Origin of the sequence: Kitasatospora sp. NPDC018619 (assembly GCF_044391605.1) — a bacterium.
Lineage (GTDB): Bacteria > Actinomycetota > Actinomycetes > Streptomycetales > Streptomycetaceae > Kitasatospora.
Genome location: NZ_JBISAI010000004.1, coordinates 306,071 through 325,796, shown reverse-complemented (window position 1 = coordinate 325,796; position 19,726 = coordinate 306,071). Strand labels below are relative to the sequence as shown.

The following is a 19,726-nucleotide window of genomic DNA, read 5'->3' as shown; positions in this document are numbered from 1 at the left end:
ACAAGTGGTCGTAGGATGACCCATGACCAGCGGTGTGGAAGGGAGGTCCGGCATGAACGGCGGTCTGCAGGCGGCCGGGCGGCGCTCCCTGGTGGACACCGCGATCGAGCAGCTGCGGGCGCAGCTCGCGGACGGGGCGTGGCCGGTCGGGTCGCAGATCCCCACCGAGCACGAGCTCGCCGAGCGGCTGGGCGTCGGCCGGAACACCGTGCGGGAGGCGATCCGGGTGCTGGCGCACGCCGGCATGCTGGTCTCCCGACAGGGCGAGGGGACCTTCGTCCGCTCCACCAGCGACCCGGCGTCCGTCCTGCGCGGCGTCCAGCGCTCGGGCATCCGGGACGTCCTGGAGGTCCGCGCCGCGCTGGAGACCGAGGGCGCCCGGCTGGCCGCGCTGCGGCACACCCCCGAGGACATCCGGCGGATGCGCGCCGCGCTGGCCCGCGAGGCCGAGGTGTTCGCGGCGCACCCCGAGCGGGCGAGCCGCGAGGCCACCGTCGAGCACGACCTGGAGTTCCACACCGCGGTCGTCGAGGCCGCCCACAACCCCGCACTGGCCGAGGTGTACCGCTACTTCGGCGCCTCCGTGCGCGAGGCGATGACCTCCGCCTTCGGCGACCACGAGATGCCCGAGGCCGTCGTGGCCACCCACGAGGCGCTGGTCGACGCGATCGAGAGCGGTGACCCGGACCGGGCCGAGGCGGCGTCCCGCGCGCTGCTCGCGGAGCCCACCGCGGCCGTCGAGCAGCTGCTCGCGGCCATCGCGGCGCGGAAGTAGGACGGCGCGAGCCGCCCTTCCGCCTGCCCGCATCCACGCACATTCACGAAAGAACAGCACGCCCATGGCCGTCACCCGTGCCCAGCAGCCGGTTGCCACCGCTCCTGCCCCGCTCCCCGTCCGCGCCCGGCTGGCCCATCCGCTTCTGCTGCTGACCGGCATCGTGCTGGTCGCGGCGAACATGCGCGCCTGCCTGGCGGCGGTCTCCCCGATGGTCGGCGAGATCCAGCGGACCTTCGGCCTGTCGGCCACCGCGGCCGGGCTGATCACCACCGTCCCGGTGCTGTTCCAGGGCGTCGGCGCCCCGCTCACCCCCCGGCTGACCCGCCGCTTCGGCGTGGAGCGGGTGGTGCTGGGCGCGGTGCTGGTGCTGGGCGCGGGCGTGCTGCTGCGGGTGCTGCCCTCGGTGGCGGCCCTGTACGCGGGCTGCGTGGTGATCGGCGTGGCGATCGCCGTGCTGAACGTGTCGATGCCGGGCCTGGTCAAGCGCGAGTTCCCGGACCGCGCGGCCACCATGACGGGCGTCTACTCGACCACCATGCTGGTCGGCGCCACCGTCGCGGCCGGCACCTCCGTCCCGCTGGAGCACGCGCTCGGCGGCGGCTGGCGGGCCTCGCTGGGGGCCTGGTCGCTGCTCGCGCTGGTCGCGGCGGTGGCCTGGCTGCCGCAGGTGCTGCGCTCCCGCCAGGAGCAGCGGGAGGCGGTGGCCGCGGCCGCCGCGCCGGCCAGGCCGATCGAGGGCATCTGGAAGTCCCCGCTGGCCTGGCAGATCAGCTTGTTCATGGGCATCTCGTCGCTGCTGGTGTACACCCTGGTCGCGTGGATGCCGACCATCCTGGCCGAGCACGGCATGGACCGCGGCCAGGCCGGTCTGGTCTTCGCCTTCTCCAACCTGGTGCAGGTGACGGGCGCCTTCCTGGTGCCGCTGATGGCCGGCCGGATGACCAGCCAGCGCGGGCTGGCACTGACCATGGTCGCCCTGAACGGGCTGGGCATCGCCCTGCTGCTGGTCGCCCCGGTCCCCGCCGCGTGGGTGTCGGCGACCATCCTGGGCGTGGCCCAGGGCGGTTCACTGGGCCTGGGCCTGGCGTTCATCGTGCTGCGCACCCGCACCGCGGCGGGCGCCGCCCAGCTGGGCGGGATGTCGCAGGCGATCGGCTACCTGGTGGCGGCGGCCGGCCCGGTCGGCGCCGGTGCGCTGCGCCAGCTGACCGGCGGCTGGGAGACGCCGCTGGTCCTGATGCTGGTGCTGGTCCTGGTGGTCGGCGCGGCCGGCTGGGGCGCGGGCCGCAACCGCACCCTCTGAGCCGCTCCGGCAGCACGACGGGCCCCGGACACCCTGCGGTGTCCGGGGCCCGTCGCCGTTCGGGGCCCGCTCACTCCTCGCCGGCGAGGGTCATCCCGGCCAGCTTCACCGAGGCGAGCACCGTCGCCGCGACGGTGACCACCAACAGCAGCGGCACGGCCGCGCCGAGCGAGACGTCCGAGCGGATGGCGTCCTGCCCGGCGACCGCCTCGGCCACCGCGCGCCCCCACTGCTGGATGCTCAGCGTCCGGGCGCCCTCGACGAAGTTGCCGACCGTCGACTCCCAGATCAGCGCGTACGCCAGCCCGGCCACCACCGCGTGCCGGGTGACGACGCCGAGGAGCAGGAACAGCGCGCTGTACGCGGCCCCGGCGACCAGCACGGCCACGGTGTAGCCGAGTGCCACGCCGTCCTGGGTGCCGACCAGCACCAGCCCGGCCAGCAGGGTCGGGACGACCGAGAACAGCCAGGTGACGCCGATCGCGACGGCCAGCTTGGTGGTGACGATGCGCCACCGGGGCAGCGGCTTGGCGAGCAGGTAGACGATCGAGCCGTCGTCGATCTCGTTGGCGATCGCCCCGGTGCCGACCACCAGCCCGAGGATCGGGATCAGGGTGCCGAGGCCGAGGGCACCGAGGATGTTGCCGGCCATGTCGTGCGGGTCGGCACTGGAGGCGCGCGCGACGACCGCGACGAGCAGCAGCAGGGCGGGTGCCACCAGCAGCAGCAGACCGCGGCGGCGGCCCAGCAGCCCGCGCAGGGTCAGTCCGGCGACGGTGGGGTTCATGGTCGGTCGGCCCCTTCCTGGGCAACGGCGGTCATGCGCTCTCCTCGCTTCGGCTGATGCGCGCGCCTCGCGGTGGTTCGCTCGCTCACGCGGACACCAGGTACGAGAAGACGCTCTCCAGCGATTCGTCCGCCGGGGAGACGGTGTACAGCCGGATGCCGGCCTCCCCGGCGACCCGGGGCAGCAGGGTGGTGAAGCCCTGGAAGTTCACCGCTTCGATCCGCAGCGCCCGCTCCCGCTCGTCCACCTCGATGCCGCTGGTGGAGCCGTCGGCGATCAGCGCGGCGGCGAGTCGGCGGTCGTCGCTGGAGCGGACCAAGTAGCGGTGCGGGCGGTCGGTCATCAGCCGGCGGATCCGGCGGAAGTCGCCCGAGGCGGCGTGCCGGCCGGCGACCACCACCTCGATGTGCCGGGCCAGCTGCTCGACCTCCTCCAGGATGTGGGAGGAGAACAGCACCGTCCGGCCGTCCGCCCCGAAGCGGCGCAGCAGGTCCATCAGCTGGAGCCGCTGGCGCGGGTCCATGCCGTTGAAGGGCTCGTCGAGCAGCAGCACGGACGGGTCGTGGACCAGCGCGGAGGCCATCTTGACCCGCTGCTTCATGCCCTTGGAGTAGGTGCCGGTGCGGCGGTCCTTGGCGTGGGCCATCTCCACCAGGTCCAGCGCCCGGCGGGCGGCGGCGCCCGGCTGGGCGAGGCCGTGCAGTTCGGCGTTGGCGAGGACGAACTCCCAGCCGGTCAGGTAGTCGTACATCGACTCCCGCTCGGGCACCAGGCCGATCTGCCGGTAGACCTCCTGGTTGCGCCAGATCGGCGCGCCGTCCAGGGTGACGGTGCCGCTGGAGGGGGCCAGGAAGCCGCTCATCATGTGGATGAGGGTGGACTTGCCCGCCCCGTTGGGGCCGAGCAGACCGGTGATGCCGGGGCCGATAGACATGGTGATGTCGTTGACCGCGACCACGTTCCCGAACCAGCGGGAGACCTTGTCGATGCTGATGGTGGCCATGCCGCCCTCTCAGACACTGCGTTGGATTTAGACACGGCGGTAGCGGCGCAGCAGCAGCCGGTACGAGCCGACCACCATGGCCACCGCGACGAGGGCGAACACCGCCAGCCCGAGCCCGCCCGGCGCGTGCCGGCGGTCCAGGCCCTCGCCGAGCCCGAACAACTCGTTGACCAGGGACTCCACCAGGTCGGTGGGCGAGATCAGCGACATCCACTGCGGGGCGTCGGAGCCGGTCGTGCTGCGGTTGCTGATCCCGACCGCGGCGGCCCCCAGGGCGGCGCTGACCGCCAGGTAGCCCATGATGGCGGCCACCCCGAAGCCGCGGCGCGGGGTGGAGGCCGCGATCACCGTGGCGACCGAGGTCGGCACCAGGGCGTACAGCACGGCCGCGACCAGGCCGTACAGGAAGTGCCCGGTGTTGTGTCCGAAGTCCATCCCGGCGAGCAGCGCCCCGATGTACAGCACCAGCAACGGGGCCGTCATCAGCAGCAGTTGGGCGCAGACCATGGCACCGAACTTGGCCCGGACGTAGTCGGTGCGGGTGATCGGGCGGGAGAAGTAGAGCGGGACGGTCTGGTAGCGCAGGTCCCGGGAGAACAGCACCGGCGCCTGGGAGGCGAGGAAGACCGAGATCACCAGGCTGAAGACCGAGAGGTAGCCGGAGTACTCGACCGGCAGCTCGTCGCGCTTCATCACGATCGAGACCGCCACGAAGATCGTCGCGGGCACGGTGATCACGCCCAGCACCAGCATCGGCAGCACCTTGGACTTGCCGGAGCGGCCGAGGCCGTACGCGGCGCGCAGGCTCTGGGTGAACAGCGCGCGGGTGGCGTAGGAGCGGCCGAGCCGGGGGCCGGTGTAGCCGCGGTAGCCGATGTCGTGGATGACGCCGGTGTCGACGGGCCTGGTCTCAGGAGGCAGCGGCATCGTTCGTCCCTCCCCTGCTCTGCTCGGTGTCCTGGGCGTCGGTGAAGAGTTCGGCGACCCGGTGCCGGCGCTGCTCCAGCCGCACCAGGCCGAGGCCGAGGCCGGCCACGGCGTCGCGGATGGCGTCGTACGTGGACTCGTCGGCCAGCCGGACCAGCACCTGGTGCGAGCCCTCGGGCTGGACGGACAGGCCGGCCGCGGCGAGCCGCTCGCCGACCGCCGGGCCCGGCTCCCGGCCGTGGTCCTCCGGGAAGTCGCCGACCTCGACCGCGAGGACGGCCGTCGCCTCGGTGAAGGAGGCGGTGGAGGAGGAGCGCAGCAGCCGGCCGCCGTCGATCACGACCAGGTGGTCGCAGGTCCGCTCCAGCTCGCCGAGCAGGTGGGTGGTGACGAGCACCGAGATGCCGAAGTCGGTGTGGACCCGGCGGATCAGCGCCAGCATCTCGTCCCGGCCGGCCGGGTCGAGGCCGTTGGTCGGCTCGTCCAGCAGCACCAGCTTCGGGTCGTGCACCAGCGCCTGGGCGAGCTTGACCCGCTGCTTCATGCCGGTCGAGTAGCCGCCCATCGGGCGGTACCGCTCCTCGTACAGCCCGACGTGCCGCAGGGTGTCCGCGGTGCGCTCACGGGCGGCGGTGGCGGGCAGGCCCGCCATCCGGGCCATGTGCACCACGAACTCCGTCGCGGAGACGTCCGGCGGCAGGCAGTCGTGCTCGGGCATGTAGCCGACCTGCGCGCGGATCTCGGAGCCCCGGGTGGCGACGTCCAGGCCGAGGACCTCGCCGCGGCCGGAGGACGCCGGGGCGAGCCCGAGCAGGATCTTGATGAGGGTGGACTTGCCCGCGCCGTTGGCCCCGACCAGACCGACCACACCCGGCCGCACCTCGACGGTCAGCTGGTCGAGGGCGGTGACGCGGGGATACCTCTTGGTGAGGCCGTCCGTCTTGATGACAGCTGTGGACACGCCCACCAACGTAACGGTCCTGTGCCGCAAGGGCCATGAGCACGAATGACGAGCCCGTCTGCTGCTGCGGTATGACGCCGGGCCCCCGCACCCCTAGGGGTCCGGCCAAGCGGAACTCGCCTGTACCCTTTGTCGAACTCTTTACGCACGTGACGAGTTCTTTGCCGACGGGGGTGCCGGGACAGCGTGCCGGCACGGAGGGGGAGCGATCGACATGTCTGATCGGGCGACCGCGTTCGACCGGATGATGAACCCTTGGGCGTACGACGCGGACGGGAACCTGACCGACCGGGCCCGCGCCCAGGAGGCGGCCCGGACCCGGCTCAACTCGGCCTCGGCGGCGGGCGGCGGGGGCGGCTTCAGCGCCGACACCAACGCGCTCACCACCGCCGGCAACAACTCCGACCAGATCCACGCCCGGCTCAACACCGACGGCCGGGCCGCCGACGAGGCCACCGCCAAGGTCTCCACCTCGCTCGCCAACTGGAGCACCGGCAAGGCCGCTGCGGGCGCCGCCGGCACCTGGGACCAGTGCGTCGCCGCCCTCGGCAGCACCATCGGGCAGACCACCCAGGCGCTGCGCGCCAGCGCCGCCAACTACCGGCAGAACGAGTCGGCCGTCCAGTACGACCTCGGCAACTGAGAGGACCACCGCGATGGTCGACTTCCACGAACTCAGCACCGCCGACTTCGGCGTCCTGGACACCGCCGTCACCGCCTGGACCACCGTGGCCCAGAAGCTCAAGTCGCTGGACGAGGACTGGGACACGACCGTGCTGGCGCAGGTCGGCTCCGCCTGCTGGAGCGGCCCGGCGGCCGACCGGGCCCGCCCCGGACTCCAGCGCACCAACGAGCAGTTGACCGCCGCCGTCACCGAGGCGAACGCCTTCGCCTCGATCTTCACCGAGGCGTCGACCGAGTTCAAGGCGGCGCGGGCCAAGCTCGACAAGGCCGTCGCGGACGCCCGCGCGGCCGGGCTGACCGTCACCGACAACGGCACCGTGAGCTGGCCGCCGGCCGACAACGCCACCCGGCACGACTACGAGGCCCTGCGGGACTACCAGAAGGAGTGGGGCGACAAGGCGGAGGCCGCCCGCAAGGCGATCGACGCCGCCGTCGCCGAGGCCACCGCCGCCGACGAGCGGATCGCCTGGGCGCTGCGCGCCGACAGCACGACCGACGCCCAGAAGTCCTTCAACGGCAAGGCGATCGGCGGCGGCCCGGAGGCCGACGGCCGGCGCGCCGCCCAGCTCGCGGCCCGGGGCGGGGAGATCACCGAGCCCGAACTCACCGAGCTGAACTCACTGCTGGCCTCGCACGGCAACGACCCGAAGTTCGCCACCGCGTTCTACCGGGACCTCGGCCCGGACGGCCTGATCAAGACCTGGAACAGCATGGTCGGCGACCCGGCCCACCCCCGCGACGACAAGTCCCCGCGCTGGAAGGGCTACGCGGAGCTCCAGAAGAACCTCGGGCTCAGCCTGGCCACCGCCACCCGCACCACCAACGAGCCGCACCTGTCCGACGAGTGGGCAGCCGCGCTGCGCAAGGCCGGCTCCCAGCCGGTCTGGGACAAGCCCTACCGGGCGTCCGGCCTGGACTACGTGCCGTACGGCTACCAGGTGCTCTCCGGCATCCTGATGAACGGGAACTACGACGCCCACTTCATCAACCCGATCGCCGAGCACGTCACCCAGCTCGACACCCGGGACCGCTACTGGCCGGCCCCGATGCCCGGCTCCGCGATCCACGGCTTCAACCTCGCCGGCGGCGACGAGGCCGGCGCGGGCTTCCGCCCGACCACGGCCGTCCTGGAGGCGCTGGCGCACAGCCCGGAGGCCGCCAACAGGTTCTTCACCGAGCAGCCGACCGCGTACCACGAGGACGGCACGGTCGACCGGGACGGCAAGCCCAAGCCGGCGGACTACTTCACGTACTACGCCCACGACAAGGACTGGGTCCCGGACACCAGCTCGCGGGACGCCAAGGTGTGGGACGCGAGCAAGCAGGCCGGGCCGGCCGCGTTCGGCCACGCCCTGGAGGCCGCCACGACCGGGCACCCGTACGACGAGCCGGGGCCCGTCCCGCCGGCCCGGCACACCACCGAGCAGGCCGACCTGATGAAGCGGGTCGTGGACACCTTCGGCCGCCACGGCGAGGACGGCGGGCTGGACGACATCAAGGGCGACGGCAAGCTCTCCGCCCTGCGCGGCAGCCTCGGGCACATGAGCGCCGAGTACATCGGCGACGTCCAGAACGCGCTCGCCCTCACCCACGAGCTGCCGGTCAACGGCTCGCCGGCCAACCTCGGCAAGTCCGCCGTGGAGGGGCTGATGGACGCGCTCGGCCGCGACCCGGAGTCCTACGGCGCCGTGGTCAACGCCAACCAGGCGTACACCACCGCCCTCATCCGCGGCCACATGGACGGCGGGCAGACCGACTTCGCCCGGCTCAACGTCGACATCAACAACATCGCCCACGCCGGCGGGATTACCAGCGGCATCCTCAACGAGGCCCGGGTCGACGAGGTGCACTACAAGCAGGCCGAGTCGGACAAGGAGTTCAACGAGGCGCTGGAGAAGAACGTCGGCTACGGCAAGGACGCCTTCAGCGCCGTCATCGGCACCGTGACCGACAAGATCCCGCTCGGCGGCGAGATCGCCGACCAGATCATCGACTCGATCGCCGAGAGCGTCGTCGAGGCCAACAAGCAGGACACCACGGCCGCCGGCGACCAGACGGCGCGCGACAGCAACGCCGGCGGCCAGAACCAGGCGGTGGGCAGCGTCAAGCAGGCCGTCAAGGACGCCGGCTCCACCTCCGGGATGAGCCGCGAGGACGTCAACCGCCTCGCCGAGAGCGCCGGGATCAACGTGATGAACGGGTACAGCAACGGGGTCGTCAACAACCACGTCGACCATGCGAAGGGCGGCGCGTGAAGGACGCCGCGGCCCGGTGGGGCCGCCACCAGGCGAACCGGTGGGCGGGGCGGCTGCACGACCCGCTGGTGCTGCCCGCCGTGCTGGTCGCGGCGGTGGCCGCGGCCGGCCTCGTCGGCTACCGGGACTGGCAGGGCCACCGCCCGACCGACCCGCCCGGCCGGGCCGCCCGCCTCTGCCACCTGCCCACCGGCGCCGACACCCCACTGGGCCGACTGCTGCCCGACGGCGACCAGGACACCGAGGAGCAGACGAAGGCCTACGCCGGCCGCGACCCGCGGACCTGTGTCATCCGGGTCGACGGGCGCACCGCGCTCACCTTCACGTCCGTCCGCAGCCAGGGCGCGCTCGCCCTCACCGCCGCGGGCGCCGGGCGGCCGGACGCGCGCCCCTTCGAGGTCGCCGGGCTCGGCGCCTCGTGGCCGGGCGGCGCCGCCGTGGCCGCGAGCTGCCTGACCGCGGCGGCCGGGCCGGACGACCACCTCCAGCTGGAGGTCACCGCCGGGGAGGCCGTCCGCACCCCGGCCGGCTCCGGCGACGGCGTGCGGGGCGACCTCGAAGAGCTCGCCCGCGCCGCGCTGGCGCAGACCAGGAAGGACCTGTGCTCATGAGGCGTCCCCGGGCGCTGGCGGCCGGCGGGACGGCGCTGCTGCTCGGCGCCGGCCTGCTCGGCTGGCACGTGTACCTCGACCGCACCGCCTACCGGCCGCCGGCCGTGGCCCTGTCGCACGGCGAGTGCCGGGGGCTGCTGGACGACCCGGGCATCGCCGCGCTGCTGGGCCGCGCCCCGCGGGTCTTCGCGACCACGGAGTACCTGCCGGCGGCGGACGGGGCCAAGCCGTCCCTGCACTGCCGGATCTCCGGGGAGGACGGGCGCTCCCTCACCGCCGACGCGGGGACCACGGCCGTCGGCACGGGCGGCGCCGGCGTGGGCGCGGCCTCCTTCGGCTGCTCGCTGAACGGCCGGACGGAGCTCTACCTGGCCGTCCTCAGGGTCACCGGGAAGGACGGCGCGGCCTTCGCCGACGGCCCCGGCCGGGCGCGGATGGGCGAGCTGGCCGGCGGCTTCGCCCGGCGGGCCGCCGAGCGGCAACTCGGCTGCGCGGGCGGGGCGGAGCAGCTGGAGGCCCGGTAGCCCCCGCCCCCGCCCGCGCCTCCGCAACGGCGACGGGTGCCGCCCCTGGGGGGCGGCACCCGTCGGTCCGTCACACCGGGGCGGTCAGGGGCTGCCGGCCGCCGTCCGCGCCGGGGCGGCCGGCAGCTCCAGCGGGTTCACCGGCCGGGTGGCGGCGCTCCCCGGCGCGGCCGGCGCCGCCGACCGCGCGCTCGCGGCGGCCGACTTCGCGCCGACGCCCGTGGTGTAGTAGCCGAACATGTCGACCACCAGGTCGGTGCTGCCGACGTGGTTGAAGAAGTCCACGTACCCGTTGGCCCCGACCGCGGCGTTGACCAGGTTGGGGATGGTCTGGCCGGCGGTGAAGTTCAGGTTCGAGGCGTCCGGCAGCCCGGCACCGGTCGGAGCGGAGTCCGCCGGGCCGCCGTCCGGGTAGACGGTGACGAAGCTGTCCTCGGTCGGGTTGGTGGCCGTCACGTTGAGCAGCAGCGAGCCGATGCCCCAGTCCCGCGGCTTCAGGCCCCAGCCGAGCAGCGAGCTGCCGCCGGGGATCGGGCCGCCGCCCTGGCGGCTGTCGTACTGCCGCACGGGGGTGCCGGTGACCAGCACGCCGTCGGTGGTCTGGCCGCTGTCGTCCGGGACGAAGTAGCCCGAGGTGTCGACCACGATGTCGACCGGGGCGAACGCCGAGCTGAAGACGTCCACCAGGCAGCCGTCGCCGAGCCGGGCGACCGCCATGTTGGAGACCGTCTGCCCGGGGGTGAAGTTGAGCGTCGACGCGTTCGGCAGCGCCTGGCCGTGCGGGTAGACCGTCAGGAAGCCCTGGTCCCGGGGGTCGGTCACGGTCACGTTGAGCGCCGCCGCCGTCGCGTCGTACGGGATACGGGCCTGGCTGCACAGGTTCACCGTGACGGTGCCGCGGGGCGGCACGTGGGTGGGCCGGGTGTCCAGCACCCGCTTGGGGGTGAAGCCGGTGTAGACGGCGCCGGTGGTGTCCGGGACGTAGTACCCGGTGACGTCGGCGATCAGGTCGAGGTCGCCGTCCGAGCCGTTGAGCAGTTCGACGGCGCCGTCGGCCCCGAGCTGGACGGTCACCGCGTTGGGGACGGTCTGCCCCGCGGTGTGGTTCAGGTTGGAGGTGGTCGGGGCCGGCCGGCCGGCCGGGTGGACGGTGACGAACCCGGTGTCCCCGGCGTTGGTCGCGGTGACGTTCATGACCACGGCCACCGCGTCGGCCGGGATGCCCGCGGTGCCGGCGACCTTCAGCGAGGCGGTGCCGCGGCCCCGCAGCGTGCCGCCGTTGCGGGTGTCCAGCAGGCGCTGCGGCGCCGTCGCCACGTACGTGCCCGCGCTGCCCACCGAGATGTCCAGCGGCCTGGCCGGCGGGGTGCCGGCCGCGCCGTGGCTCTGGGTGCCGTTGGCGTCGGTGACGGCGATCTCCAGCGCGTACAGCCCGGGCTGGCAGCCCGTCGGCTTCGAGCCGTCCGCGGTCGTCCCGGCCGCGGCGAACGGCAACGACAGCGAGACGTTCGTGGCGAGGGTGCCGGGCGGGAGGTCGGTCGAGGCCGTCGGCGCGCAGCCCGGGGCGACCGGGCCGTGGGCGGTCACGGTGACCCGGGAGATCGGGACGGAGTCGCTCACCGGGAAGGAGACCGGCGCGCTGCCGCCGTCGGGCGACACCTGGTGCTGGAAGGAGACGTCACCGATCGTCACGGCACTGGCCGGCGTCTGGAGCGGCGTGACGACCAGCCCGGCCGGGGCCTTGGCCTCGAAGTCCCGCTGGCTGTCGTCGGTCACCCTGACGGAGGTGACCACGCACGGGGTCACGGCGCTGGTCGGCACCGTGATCTTCATCGTGACGGTGTCGCCCGACCAGCCGAGGTCGAAGGCGTTGCTCCAGCAGTCCCCGGTCAGCTCGGGGCCGACCTGGGTGATCCGGCCCGCGGTGTCGGTGGCCTTCATCGACATCGTCACGGTCTGGGCCTGGGCCCGGTTGTCCACCGTGGTGGCGCTCAGCGCGAACCCGGAGGCCTGGACGGGGTTGGCACCGGCCGTCAGCTCCACCGACGGCACCTTCAGCTGGGTGCCGATGGCGGCAGTGACCGGCTGCCGGTACACCGAGCCGTCCGGCTGGGCCAGCTCCACCCCGGTCATCTCCCAGTGGCCGAGCGCGGCGGCGCCCGGGAAGTGCACCGTCACCCGGCACGTGCTGTCCGGCGAGCCCTTGGGCGTCCAGCAGGGTGCGCCCTGCTCGTCGCCGCCGAAGGCCGCCCGGACGGTCTGCGAGGGGTCGGCGGAGGAGGTGAAGGTGACGCTGTTGCCACCGGCCACCCCGGCCCCCTTGACGAGGAACCAGAACGTCCGGTCCCCGCCGTCGGGCTGGAGGTAGACGCGGGTGTCCGCCGTCCACACCGCGCCGGTGGAGATCACGCTGTGCACCGGTGCGGTGCCGGCCGAGGCGGCCGGCGCGGCCAGGCCCGCCGCCGCGAGGCCGGTCACCGCCGTCAGGGCCACCGCGGTGGCCCGGCGCAGTCCGCCGCCTCGGGATATCTCTGTGGTCATGCCGTCCTTCGCTGTGGACTCGACGCGCTCGCCCGGGGCTGCGGAATCACGGGCGTCGGACGCCGCCCCCGGAAATCGGCCAGATCCTAGCGCCCGCCGACGACACGACGGGGCCGGAGCACCCCGCGGGGTGCTCCGGCCCGGTGCGCTCGGCGGCTCAACCCAGCTGCGCGAGGCCCTCGGTGGCGATCCGCTCGAAGACCGCGAGGTCGTTGTCGAAGATCGAGTCGGGGATCGGCCAGTGGATCACCAGCTCGGTGATGCCCAGCTCCCGGTACGTACCCGCCCAGTCGACGAAGGCGTCCACCGACCGCAGCGGCTTCTCCGCCGTCGAGCCCTGGAGCAGCACCTTCTCCAGCCCGGCCGCGTCCCGGCCGACGGCCTCGCAGGCCGCCGTCAGCCTGTCGATCTGCCGCGCGACCACCCCGGGCGCCTGCTCCACCGGCACGTCCGCCGGGCCCTTCGGGTCGCCGTACGTCACCCAGCCCTGGCCGTGCTCGGCGGCCAGCCCGAGCCCGCGCGGGCCGGTCGCGGCCACGTAGAACGGCAGCCGCGGACTCTGCACGCAGCCGGGGACGTTCCGCGCCTCGACCGCCGAGTAGTACGTCCCCTGCCGGGTGGTGGCGCCGTTGCGCAGCAGCTCGTCCAGCAGCGGCACGAACTCCCCGAAGCGGTCCGCCCGCTCCCGCGGCGACCACGGCTCCTGCCCGAGCGCCGTCGCGTCGAAGCCCGTCCCGCCGGCCCCGATGCCCAGCGTGAACCGCCCGCCGGACACGTCGTCCAGCGTGATCAGCTCCTTCGCCAGCGTCACCGGGTGCCGGAAGTTCGGCGAGGTGACCAGCGTGCCCAGCCGCAGCCGCTCGGTCGCCGTGGCCGCCGCCGTCAGCGTCGGCAGCGAGCCGAACCACGGCTCGTCCTGGAAGGACCGCCAGCTCAGGTGGTCGTAGGTGTACGCGGTGTGGAAGCCGAGCTCCTCGGCCCGCCGCCAGATCTTCTGCCCCTCGCTCCACCGGTGGACGGGGAGGATCACGGTGCTCAGTCGCATGCCCCGACCCTATGCCGACCGGGCCGGGGCGGGGCGGTGTTCTCCGGGCGGGGGCGCCGGCGGGCGCCAGGGCGTGTCCGACGCGAATTGCCAGACACGCCCTAGGGGTGGGGGCGGGTGCGCTGGGCGGGGAGGGAGGGGGCGCGGGTGCGGCGGGCGAGGTCGGTGAGGGTGTGGAAGAGGACGTCGCCGAGCAGGACCGGCTCGCGCGAGGCGTCGTCGGACGCCTGCGGGGCGCGGGTGTCGGGGCGGGCGGAGGAGGGCGGCTGGTCGCTGAGCTGGCGTGTGGGCATGGCTCTTCCTGCCGACGGGGTGGCCGTGGGCAGTCATGCCCGCCGCCGTGGGCCGGGCACCCCGGGGCGGGCGGATCGGCCGGAAACGGCGCATGAAGGGCTTGATCACTTCGCGGGCCGTCGGGGGCCGCGGGCCGGGCCCGGTGACCCGGCCGCGCCGATGGGCGAAGATGGACCGGTGACCGAACCCCGTACCGCGCCCCGCCTCATCGCCACCGACCTGGACGGCACCCTGCTCTGCTCCGGCGGCACCGTCACCGACCGCACCGCCGCGGCGCTGGCGGCGGCCGAGGCGGCCGGGGTGCAGGTGGTGTTCGTGACCGGGCGGCCGCCGCGCTGGATGCAGCAGGTGAGCCCGCACATCGGCGGCCACGGGGTGGCGATCTGCTCGAACGGCGGCGCGGTGGTGGACGTGCGGCGCGGCGAGCTGCTGGAGACCTTCCCGCTGCCGGTGGAGACCACCCTGGCGGTGGTGGAGGCGCTGCGGGCCGAGCTGCCCGGCACCGCGTTCGCCTTCGAGTACCCGGGCGGCTGGGCCCGCGAGGCCGGGTACGCGGTGCCGATGTGGGGCGACGAGCTGGAGCACGAGGTCGGCTCCGCGGAGGAGCTGCTCGGGGCCGGCGGGCCGGTCCGGGGCCTGTTCAAGCTGCTGGCCAAGCACCCGGACCTCGACCCGGACAAGTTCCTCGCCGAGGCCCGGGTGGCGGCCGGGCACCTGGCGGAGATCACCCGCTCGGCGTCGATCCCGCTGCTGGAGATCAGCGCGCCCGGCGTCACCAAGGCCAGCACGCTGGCCCGCTGGTGCGCCGGGCACGGGATCGACCGGAGCGCGGTGGTGGCCTTCGGCGACATGCCGAACGACCTGGAGATGCTGGCCTGGGCCGGCACCGCGTACGCCGTCGCCAACGCGCACCCGCAGGTGCTGGCGGCGGTGCCGCTGCACACCCTGAGCAACGAGCAGGACGGCGTCGCGGCGGTGCTGGAGGAGCTGCTCGGCCTCGGCCGGGCCGAGGACGCCTCCGGCCCGGCCGGGAGCCACCGGACGCGCCCTAGCCGAAGCGGCCGTTGACGTAGTCCGAGGTCCGCTGGTCGCGCGGGCTGCCGAAGACCTGCACGGTCGGCCCGGCCTCGACGATCCGCCCCGGGGTGTCGTGGGTGGCCAGGAAGAACGCACAGGTCTGCGAGACGCGCTGGGCCTGCTGCATGTTGTGGGTGACGATCACGATGGTGAGCCGCCCGCGCAGCTCGGCGATGGTCTCCTCGACCCGCCGGGTGGAGGTCGGGTCGAGCGCGGAGCACGGCTCGTCCATCAGCAGGATGTCCGGCGAGACGGCCAACGACCGTGCGATGCACAGGCGTTGCTGCTGGCCGCCGGAGAGCGCCCCACCCGGGGTGTGCAGCCGGGTGGACACCTCGTCCCAGAGCCCGGCCCGGCGCAGGCTGGTCTCCACGAGGTGCTGGCGCTCCTCCTTGGAGACCTTGATCCCGGCCAGTTTGAGCCCGCTGGCGACGTTGTCCTGGATGGACATCGCCGGGAACGGGTTGGGCCGCTGGAACACCATGCCGATCCGGCGCCGCACCTCGGCGGGCCGGCGGCCGGGCCGGTAGACGTCGTCGCCGTCCAGCAGTACCTCGCCGGAGAGCGCGGCGCCGCGCACCATCTCGTGCATCCGGTTGAGGATCCGCAGGTAGGTGGACTTGCCGCAGCCGGACGGGCCGATCAGCGCGGTGACCTCGCCGGCCGGCATCGCCAGCGAGACCCGCTCCAGCACCTTGCGGCTGCCGAACCAGGCGGAGACGTCCCGGGTCTCCAGCCCGGCGAGCGGCTCACCGGGCCGGGCGCCCGCGTCCCGGTGGCCCGCGTACGGGGCGGCGGCGACCGGCGGGAGGGTGATGGTGTCGGCGACCGGGTCGGTCGGCGGGGTGTCGGTCAGTGGTGCGTCGGTCATCGGAACGGTCCTCCGGGCGCGCGTCAGTAGAGGTTGGGCAGCAGGGCGGCGGCGTTCTCGTAGACCGCCCAGAGCAGCGCGCCGACCACCGGCGCGAGGCTCAGGTACGCGGCCGAGCGCCGCCAGTACCGGGCCAGCACCACGGCACCGGCCACGGCGCCGAGCAGGCCGAGCGACCACAGCTGGAGCGTGGCCAGCGCGCCCTTGTCCGCGGCCAGCGCCTTGTCGTACGGGACGGTCGCGGGCCGGCGGCCCGGGTTCTGCTCCGGGTCGCCGTCCAGCCGGGCCCCGACCAGCACGGTGGTGCCGGGGATCCAGTCGGAGTCGCCGGTGACCAGCACCATCCGGTTGGTGGCCTGGTCGGCGATCGGGTGGTCGCCGTCCCCGTACGTGTTGACGGTGTAGCTGAACCTGCCCTGGCCGGTGGTGGCTTCGATCTTGTCGCCGATCCGCAGCTTGGACAGGTCGGCGAACGGCGCCCCGAAGGTGGCGCCGCGGCCGAAGACCACGGCGACCCCGCGCTGGCCGGGCAGCGCGGTGTCCCGGCGGTGGCCGGGGCCGCGCATCAGGTCCCGGCCGGTGGTGCCCTCGACCACCACGGCCTGGTGCAGGCCGATCGCCGGGATGTCCAGCAGCGCCACCGGAGCGCCGTCCGCGGCCGCGCCGGTCGGGGCGACGGCCCGGGCCAGCTGGTCGCGGAAGGTCTTGTACGCGGTGGACTGGTAGTGCCGCTGCTGGATGTGCGACAGCGTGAACAGGTACCCGACGAAACCGAGCACCAGCGCGGCCGCCAGGCTGACCGCCCAGGCGCCCTGGAGGAACCGCCGCCGCCCCGCGGAGACGGCGGGCCGGGCCGGGGCGGCGGGCGCCCCGGGGGCGGCGGGCTGCTCGGGGGCGCTCGGCGCGACCGGCTTCTCCAGCACCGGGGCGGTCACGAGGTGCCGCCCGAGCCGTTGCGGCGGCGCAGCAGGCGGCGGCCGAGCAGCGGCGGGACGAGCACCACGGCGAGCAGCTCCAGCGCGGTGAGCGAGGACAGCATCCAGTCCTCGGGCCGGCCGCTGACCTCGACCACGTTGGCCGCCACCTCGGTGGCGGCGCCGCCGCGCCCGCGGGCGACCACCTGGCCGGTCTGCGGGTCGACCACGTCCTCGGTGGCGTCCCCCGCGGCGGGCGCGTTCGGGTCGCCGCCGGCCGCACCGTCGGCGGCGTTCGGGTCGCCGGCGCCGCCGGCCGTACCCGCGCCCGCACCCGCACCGCCGGTACCGCCGTTCCCGGTGCCGCCGCTGCCGCCGGACCCGCCGGCCGCACCGCCGGAACCGCCCGCGCCCGCACCGCCCGCGCCGCCGCCCGCGCCGCCGGAACCGCCCGCGCCCGCACCGGCCTTGACCGGCTGGCCGTCCTTCACGACGCAGTCGATCGGAGCGCCCGCCTTGTCGCACGGGCTGGGCATCGGGGCGTTCTTGAGGACGGTCAGCTCACCGGCCGAGTTGAAGGTCGGGTTGGCGCAGTTGGACAGCGTGTTCGGGTCGACCGGGCTGGCGTTGCCGGGGATGTTCCTGGTCTGGAGCAGACCGCCCTTGACCAGTCCGCGCGGGATCGGCGAGTAGCCGAGGTCGTCGGCCTTGCCCTGGCCCTCGCACAGCACGTACGACAGGAAGCGGCTGAGCGCGGAGCCCTTGTCGTTGTTGAAGCGCGGCGGCGGCGGGTTGGCGGCGCCGGCCCGCGGCACGATCAGGTAGCTGTAGCTGGAGATCGGGTAGGCCCGCGGGTCGTCCATGGTGTAGACGCCGTCGAGGTTCTGCTGGAGGTAGTTCGGGTCGTTCGCCGGGGTGCTGTCGTCCACGCCGCGGATCCTGGCGGCGGTGAGCGCGACGGCGACGTTGGAGGCGGTCGGCAGCGAGTAGTAGCCGGCCTGGTTGAGCACCTTCACGACCGGCCAGTTGCTGCGCTTGGCGAAGGCGTACTCGTCGTAGCCGATGGTGCCGACGTTGGTCGGGGACTTGATGTAGCCGGCCACCACGTCCGAGCCGTTCTGCGCGGTCATCCGGCCGGACGGCGGGAAGAACTCGGTGTAGTCGCCGCAGCTCACGCCGTTGACCGAGGTGCAGTAGGCGTCCCACTGGTCCTTGTGGGTGTGCTCCATCCAGCGGGTGAACTGCGCGGTGGCGCCGGAGCCGTCGGAGCGGACCACCGGGGTGATCGGCAGGCTGGGCAGCGGCTTGCCGTAGTCGTTGGTGATCTTCGGGTCGTTCCAGTTGGTGATCTTGTTGGTGAAGATGTCCACGATGGTCTGCGGGGACAGCCGCAGGTCGCGGACCTGCTTGCCGCCGACCACCAGGTTGTACATGAAGGTAGTGCCGCCCGCCGTGATCGGGACGTAGGAGAAGCCCCAGACCGGGTTCTCCGCGCTGCCGGCGCCGGAGGACGTGCCGCCGTGCCCGACGCCGGTGTCCTGCACGGAGCGGAACGGGACGTCCGAGGCGGTGAAGTCGTCCTGCCCGACCGACCACTGGGTGCGGCCGGCGGCCGAGCCGACCGGGTTGAAGTTGATCTGGATGCCCTGCGGGGAGACGTCCTGGCGCCACTGGTCGATGGCGGGGCCGGCCCAGCTGGAGCCGTCCGCGCTCAGCGAGACGGAGGCGGCGGACGCCGGGGTCTGCCCCAGCAGGGGGGAGGCCGCCGCGAGCATCAGGGACAGCGTCCCCGCCAGCAGCCGGGCCACGGAGCGACTGAGGCCCCTGGACATGTGAACTCCTCTGGTACGGAGGTTGGTTGGCCTTGTCATCGGTGCTCGGCCTCGGAGTGGAGGGCGTACGGGCGGGCGGCGCCGCCGAGGGCGGCCGCCTCCTGGCGGCGGGCCTCCCGGCTGATCCGGCGCTTCTGGGCCCTGGTCAGCTGACCGGGGCGGCGCCCGCCCACCACCCGTGCGGTGACGAAGAGGACCAGCACCACGGCCATCAGGGTCAGGCCGGCCGCGAAGCCGCGCGCGATCATGCCGTCGTAGGGCTGCTTGACGTAGTTCCAGATGTACAGCGGCAGCGACACCTGGTGCTCGGAGAACGGGTTGCCGTTGAACTGCGAGGTGAAGCCGGAGGTCAGCAGGACCGGCGAGGTCTCGCCGACGCCGCGCGCCATGCCGAGCACCACCGCCGTCACCAGGCCGGGCCGGGCGGTGGGCAGCACCACGTTCCACACCGTGCGCCACTGGCTGCCGCCGAGGGCGTAGGAGGCCTCGCGCAGGGTGCCCGGCACCAGCCGGATCACCACCTCGGCGGCGCGGGTGACGATCGGCATCATCATCACGGTGAGCGCGAGCGAGGCCGCGAGGCCGCTCTTCTCGAAGCCGAAGGTGAGGATCACGACGCCGAGGATGAACAGGCCGGCCACGATGGACGGCAGCGCCGTCATCGCCTCGACCAGGGTGCGCACCGGGCGGGCCATCCGGCCGCCGACCTCGGACATGAAGACGGCCGCCGCGATGCCCAGCGGGACGGCGAACAGCGTGGCCAGGCCCAGCTGTTCGAGCGAGCCGACGACGGCGTTCAGCGCTCCGCCCGAGTCCAGCCCGTCGAGCGGGCCGGTGTGCTCCATCGACTGGAGGAAGAAGTTGAGGTGCTGGGCCGCCTCCCAGCCCCGGCTGGCGACGTAGCCGATCTGCTCGGCGATCAGCGCCACCACCAGCAGGCCCGAGCTCCAGGCCACGACGGCGATCAGCCTGTCCCGCACCATCATCGGGTGCCACTGGAGCCGGCCGGCCAGGTAGTAGCCGGCCAGGAAGAGCAGGTACCAGCAGACCAGGAAGCCGAAGGCGCCGCTGAACGGCAGCACCCGCTCGTACAGCAGCCAGTCCAGCGCGAGCGAGCCGACCGCCGTGCCCGCCACGGTGAGGACGTCGTCACGGGTGACGCCGCCGAGCCGGAGTCGGCGCTCCGGGCGCGGGGCCGCGGCCTCGGCGGCCCCCGGTCCGCCGGCGGGCCCCGGTTCGTCGGCGGGCCCGGGCGCCGCGACCGGCGGCAGGTCGAGCGTGGTCATCGGAGGGTCCCTTCACGGTTCGGGTGGCTGGGT

Annotated in this window: 18 protein-coding genes; 7 read left to right on the top strand and 11 right to left on the bottom strand. The window is 73.9% G+C overall.

All coding sequences use genetic code 11. From position 1 onward, the window contains the following. Nucleotides 1–52 precede the first annotated feature (52 nt). Entirely contained in the window at nt 53–775 is a 723-nt protein-coding gene (locus tag ACH5AR_RS08650) for a FadR/GntR family transcriptional regulator (RefSeq protein WP_396300620.1), read from the top strand. 64 nt (nt 776–839) lie between these two features. Then, nucleotides 840–2,081, top strand: a complete 1,242-nt coding sequence (locus ACH5AR_RS08645; protein WP_396300619.1) for a CynX/NimT family MFS transporter — start codon at nt 840–842, stop codon at nt 2,079–2,081. Between the two features lie 70 nt (nt 2,082–2,151). Here ACH5AR_RS08645 and ACH5AR_RS08640 read toward each other — a convergent pair whose 3' ends face one another. The 4 genes from ACH5AR_RS08640 to ACH5AR_RS08625 form a co-directional block, all read right to left on the bottom strand. Next, nucleotides 2,152–2,868, bottom strand: coding sequence for an ABC transporter permease (locus ACH5AR_RS08640; RefSeq protein ID WP_396300618.1), 717 nt, complete (start codon nt 2,866–2,868; stop codon nt 2,152–2,154). A gap of 85 nt (nt 2,869–2,953) precedes the next feature. Next, on the bottom strand, nt 2,954–3,871 hold the full coding sequence (locus tag ACH5AR_RS08635; protein ID WP_396300617.1) for an ABC transporter ATP-binding protein: 918 nt from the start codon (nt 3,869–3,871) through the stop codon (nt 2,954–2,956). Between the two features lie 27 nt (nt 3,872–3,898). Further along, nucleotides 3,899–4,798, bottom strand: coding sequence for an ABC transporter permease (locus ACH5AR_RS08630; RefSeq protein WP_396300616.1), 900 nt, complete (start codon nt 4,796–4,798; stop codon nt 3,899–3,901). Next, on the bottom strand, nt 4,782–5,759 hold the full coding sequence (locus tag ACH5AR_RS08625; protein WP_396300615.1) for an ABC transporter ATP-binding protein: 978 nt from the start codon (nt 5,757–5,759) through the stop codon (nt 4,782–4,784). Before ACH5AR_RS08625 ends, ACH5AR_RS08630 begins: the two co-directional genes overlap by 17 nt. Nucleotides 5,760–5,973: 214 nt before the next feature. Here ACH5AR_RS08625 and ACH5AR_RS08620 point away from each other — a divergent pair, with 214 nt between their 5' ends. The 4 genes from ACH5AR_RS08620 to ACH5AR_RS08605 are packed head-to-tail and all read left to right on the top strand — an operon-like array spanning nt 5,974 to nt 9,833. Continuing rightward, entirely contained in the window at nt 5,974–6,402 is a 429-nt protein-coding gene (locus ACH5AR_RS08620) for a hypothetical protein (protein WP_396300614.1), read from the top strand. 13 nt (nt 6,403–6,415) lie between these two features. Then, complete coding sequence (locus tag ACH5AR_RS08615; RefSeq protein WP_396300613.1) at nt 6,416–8,698, top strand: hypothetical protein; 2,283 nt, start codon at nt 6,416–6,418, stop codon at nt 8,696–8,698. After that, nucleotides 8,695–9,309: a hypothetical protein gene (locus ACH5AR_RS08610; protein WP_396300612.1), complete on the top strand. Its 615-nt coding sequence runs from the start codon at nt 8,695–8,697 to the stop codon at nt 9,307–9,309. The genes ACH5AR_RS08615 and ACH5AR_RS08610 overlap by 4 nt, the downstream gene beginning before the upstream one ends. Next, the gene (locus tag ACH5AR_RS08605) at nt 9,306–9,833 is read left to right on the top strand and encodes a hypothetical protein (protein WP_396300611.1); all 528 of its coding nucleotides are present in this window, start codon (nt 9,306–9,308) and stop codon (nt 9,831–9,833) included. Before ACH5AR_RS08610 ends, ACH5AR_RS08605 begins: the two co-directional genes overlap by 4 nt. An 84-nt stretch (nt 9,834–9,917) precedes the next feature. On the opposite strand, the gene ACH5AR_RS08600 is transcribed toward ACH5AR_RS08605, so the two are convergent. From ACH5AR_RS08600 to ACH5AR_RS08590, 3 genes are all read right to left on the bottom strand, one after another. Then, on the bottom strand, nt 9,918–12,374 hold the full coding sequence (locus ACH5AR_RS08600) for a hypothetical protein (protein ID WP_396300610.1): 2,457 nt from the start codon (nt 12,372–12,374) through the stop codon (nt 9,918–9,920). Nucleotides 12,375–12,531: 157 nt separating this feature from the next. Then, the gene (locus ACH5AR_RS08595) at nt 12,532–13,419 is read right to left on the bottom strand and encodes an LLM class flavin-dependent oxidoreductase (RefSeq protein WP_396300609.1); all 888 of its coding nucleotides are present in this window, start codon (nt 13,417–13,419) and stop codon (nt 12,532–12,534) included. A gap of 101 nt (nt 13,420–13,520) precedes the next feature. After that, nucleotides 13,521–13,712: a hypothetical protein gene (locus ACH5AR_RS08590; RefSeq protein ID WP_396300608.1), complete on the bottom strand. Its 192-nt coding sequence runs from the start codon at nt 13,710–13,712 to the stop codon at nt 13,521–13,523. Between the two features lie 160 nt (nt 13,713–13,872). Between ACH5AR_RS08590 and ACH5AR_RS08585 the strand changes: the two genes are divergently transcribed. After that, the gene (locus ACH5AR_RS08585) at nt 13,873–14,781 is read left to right on the top strand and encodes an HAD family hydrolase (RefSeq protein ID WP_396300607.1); all 909 of its coding nucleotides are present in this window, start codon (nt 13,873–13,875) and stop codon (nt 14,779–14,781) included. Here the strand turns inward: ACH5AR_RS08585 and ACH5AR_RS08580 are convergent. The 4 genes from ACH5AR_RS08580 to pstA are packed head-to-tail and all read right to left on the bottom strand — an operon-like array spanning nt 14,762 to nt 19,693. Beyond that, nucleotides 14,762–15,661 carry a phosphate ABC transporter ATP-binding protein gene (locus ACH5AR_RS08580; protein WP_396300606.1) on the bottom strand — a complete coding sequence of 300 codons (900 nt, stop codon included), beginning with the start codon at nt 15,659–15,661 and terminating at the stop codon, nt 14,762–14,764. The two genes, ACH5AR_RS08585 and ACH5AR_RS08580, sit on opposite strands and share 20 nt — an antisense overlap. 23 nt (nt 15,662–15,684) lie before the next feature. Further along, complete coding sequence (locus ACH5AR_RS08575) at nt 15,685–16,596, bottom strand: sortase (protein WP_396300605.1); 912 nt, start codon at nt 16,594–16,596, stop codon at nt 15,685–15,687. Continuing rightward, nucleotides 16,593–18,407: a substrate-binding domain-containing protein gene (locus ACH5AR_RS08570; RefSeq protein ID WP_396300604.1), complete on the bottom strand. Its 1,815-nt coding sequence runs from the start codon at nt 18,405–18,407 to the stop codon at nt 16,593–16,595. The genes ACH5AR_RS08575 and ACH5AR_RS08570 overlap by 4 nt, the downstream gene beginning before the upstream one ends. A 35-nt stretch (nt 18,408–18,442) precedes the next feature. After that, nucleotides 18,443–19,693: a phosphate ABC transporter permease PstA gene (pstA, locus tag ACH5AR_RS08565; protein WP_396300603.1), complete on the bottom strand. Its 1,251-nt coding sequence runs from the start codon at nt 19,691–19,693 to the stop codon at nt 18,443–18,445. Between the last annotated feature and the right edge of the window lie 33 nt (nt 19,694–19,726).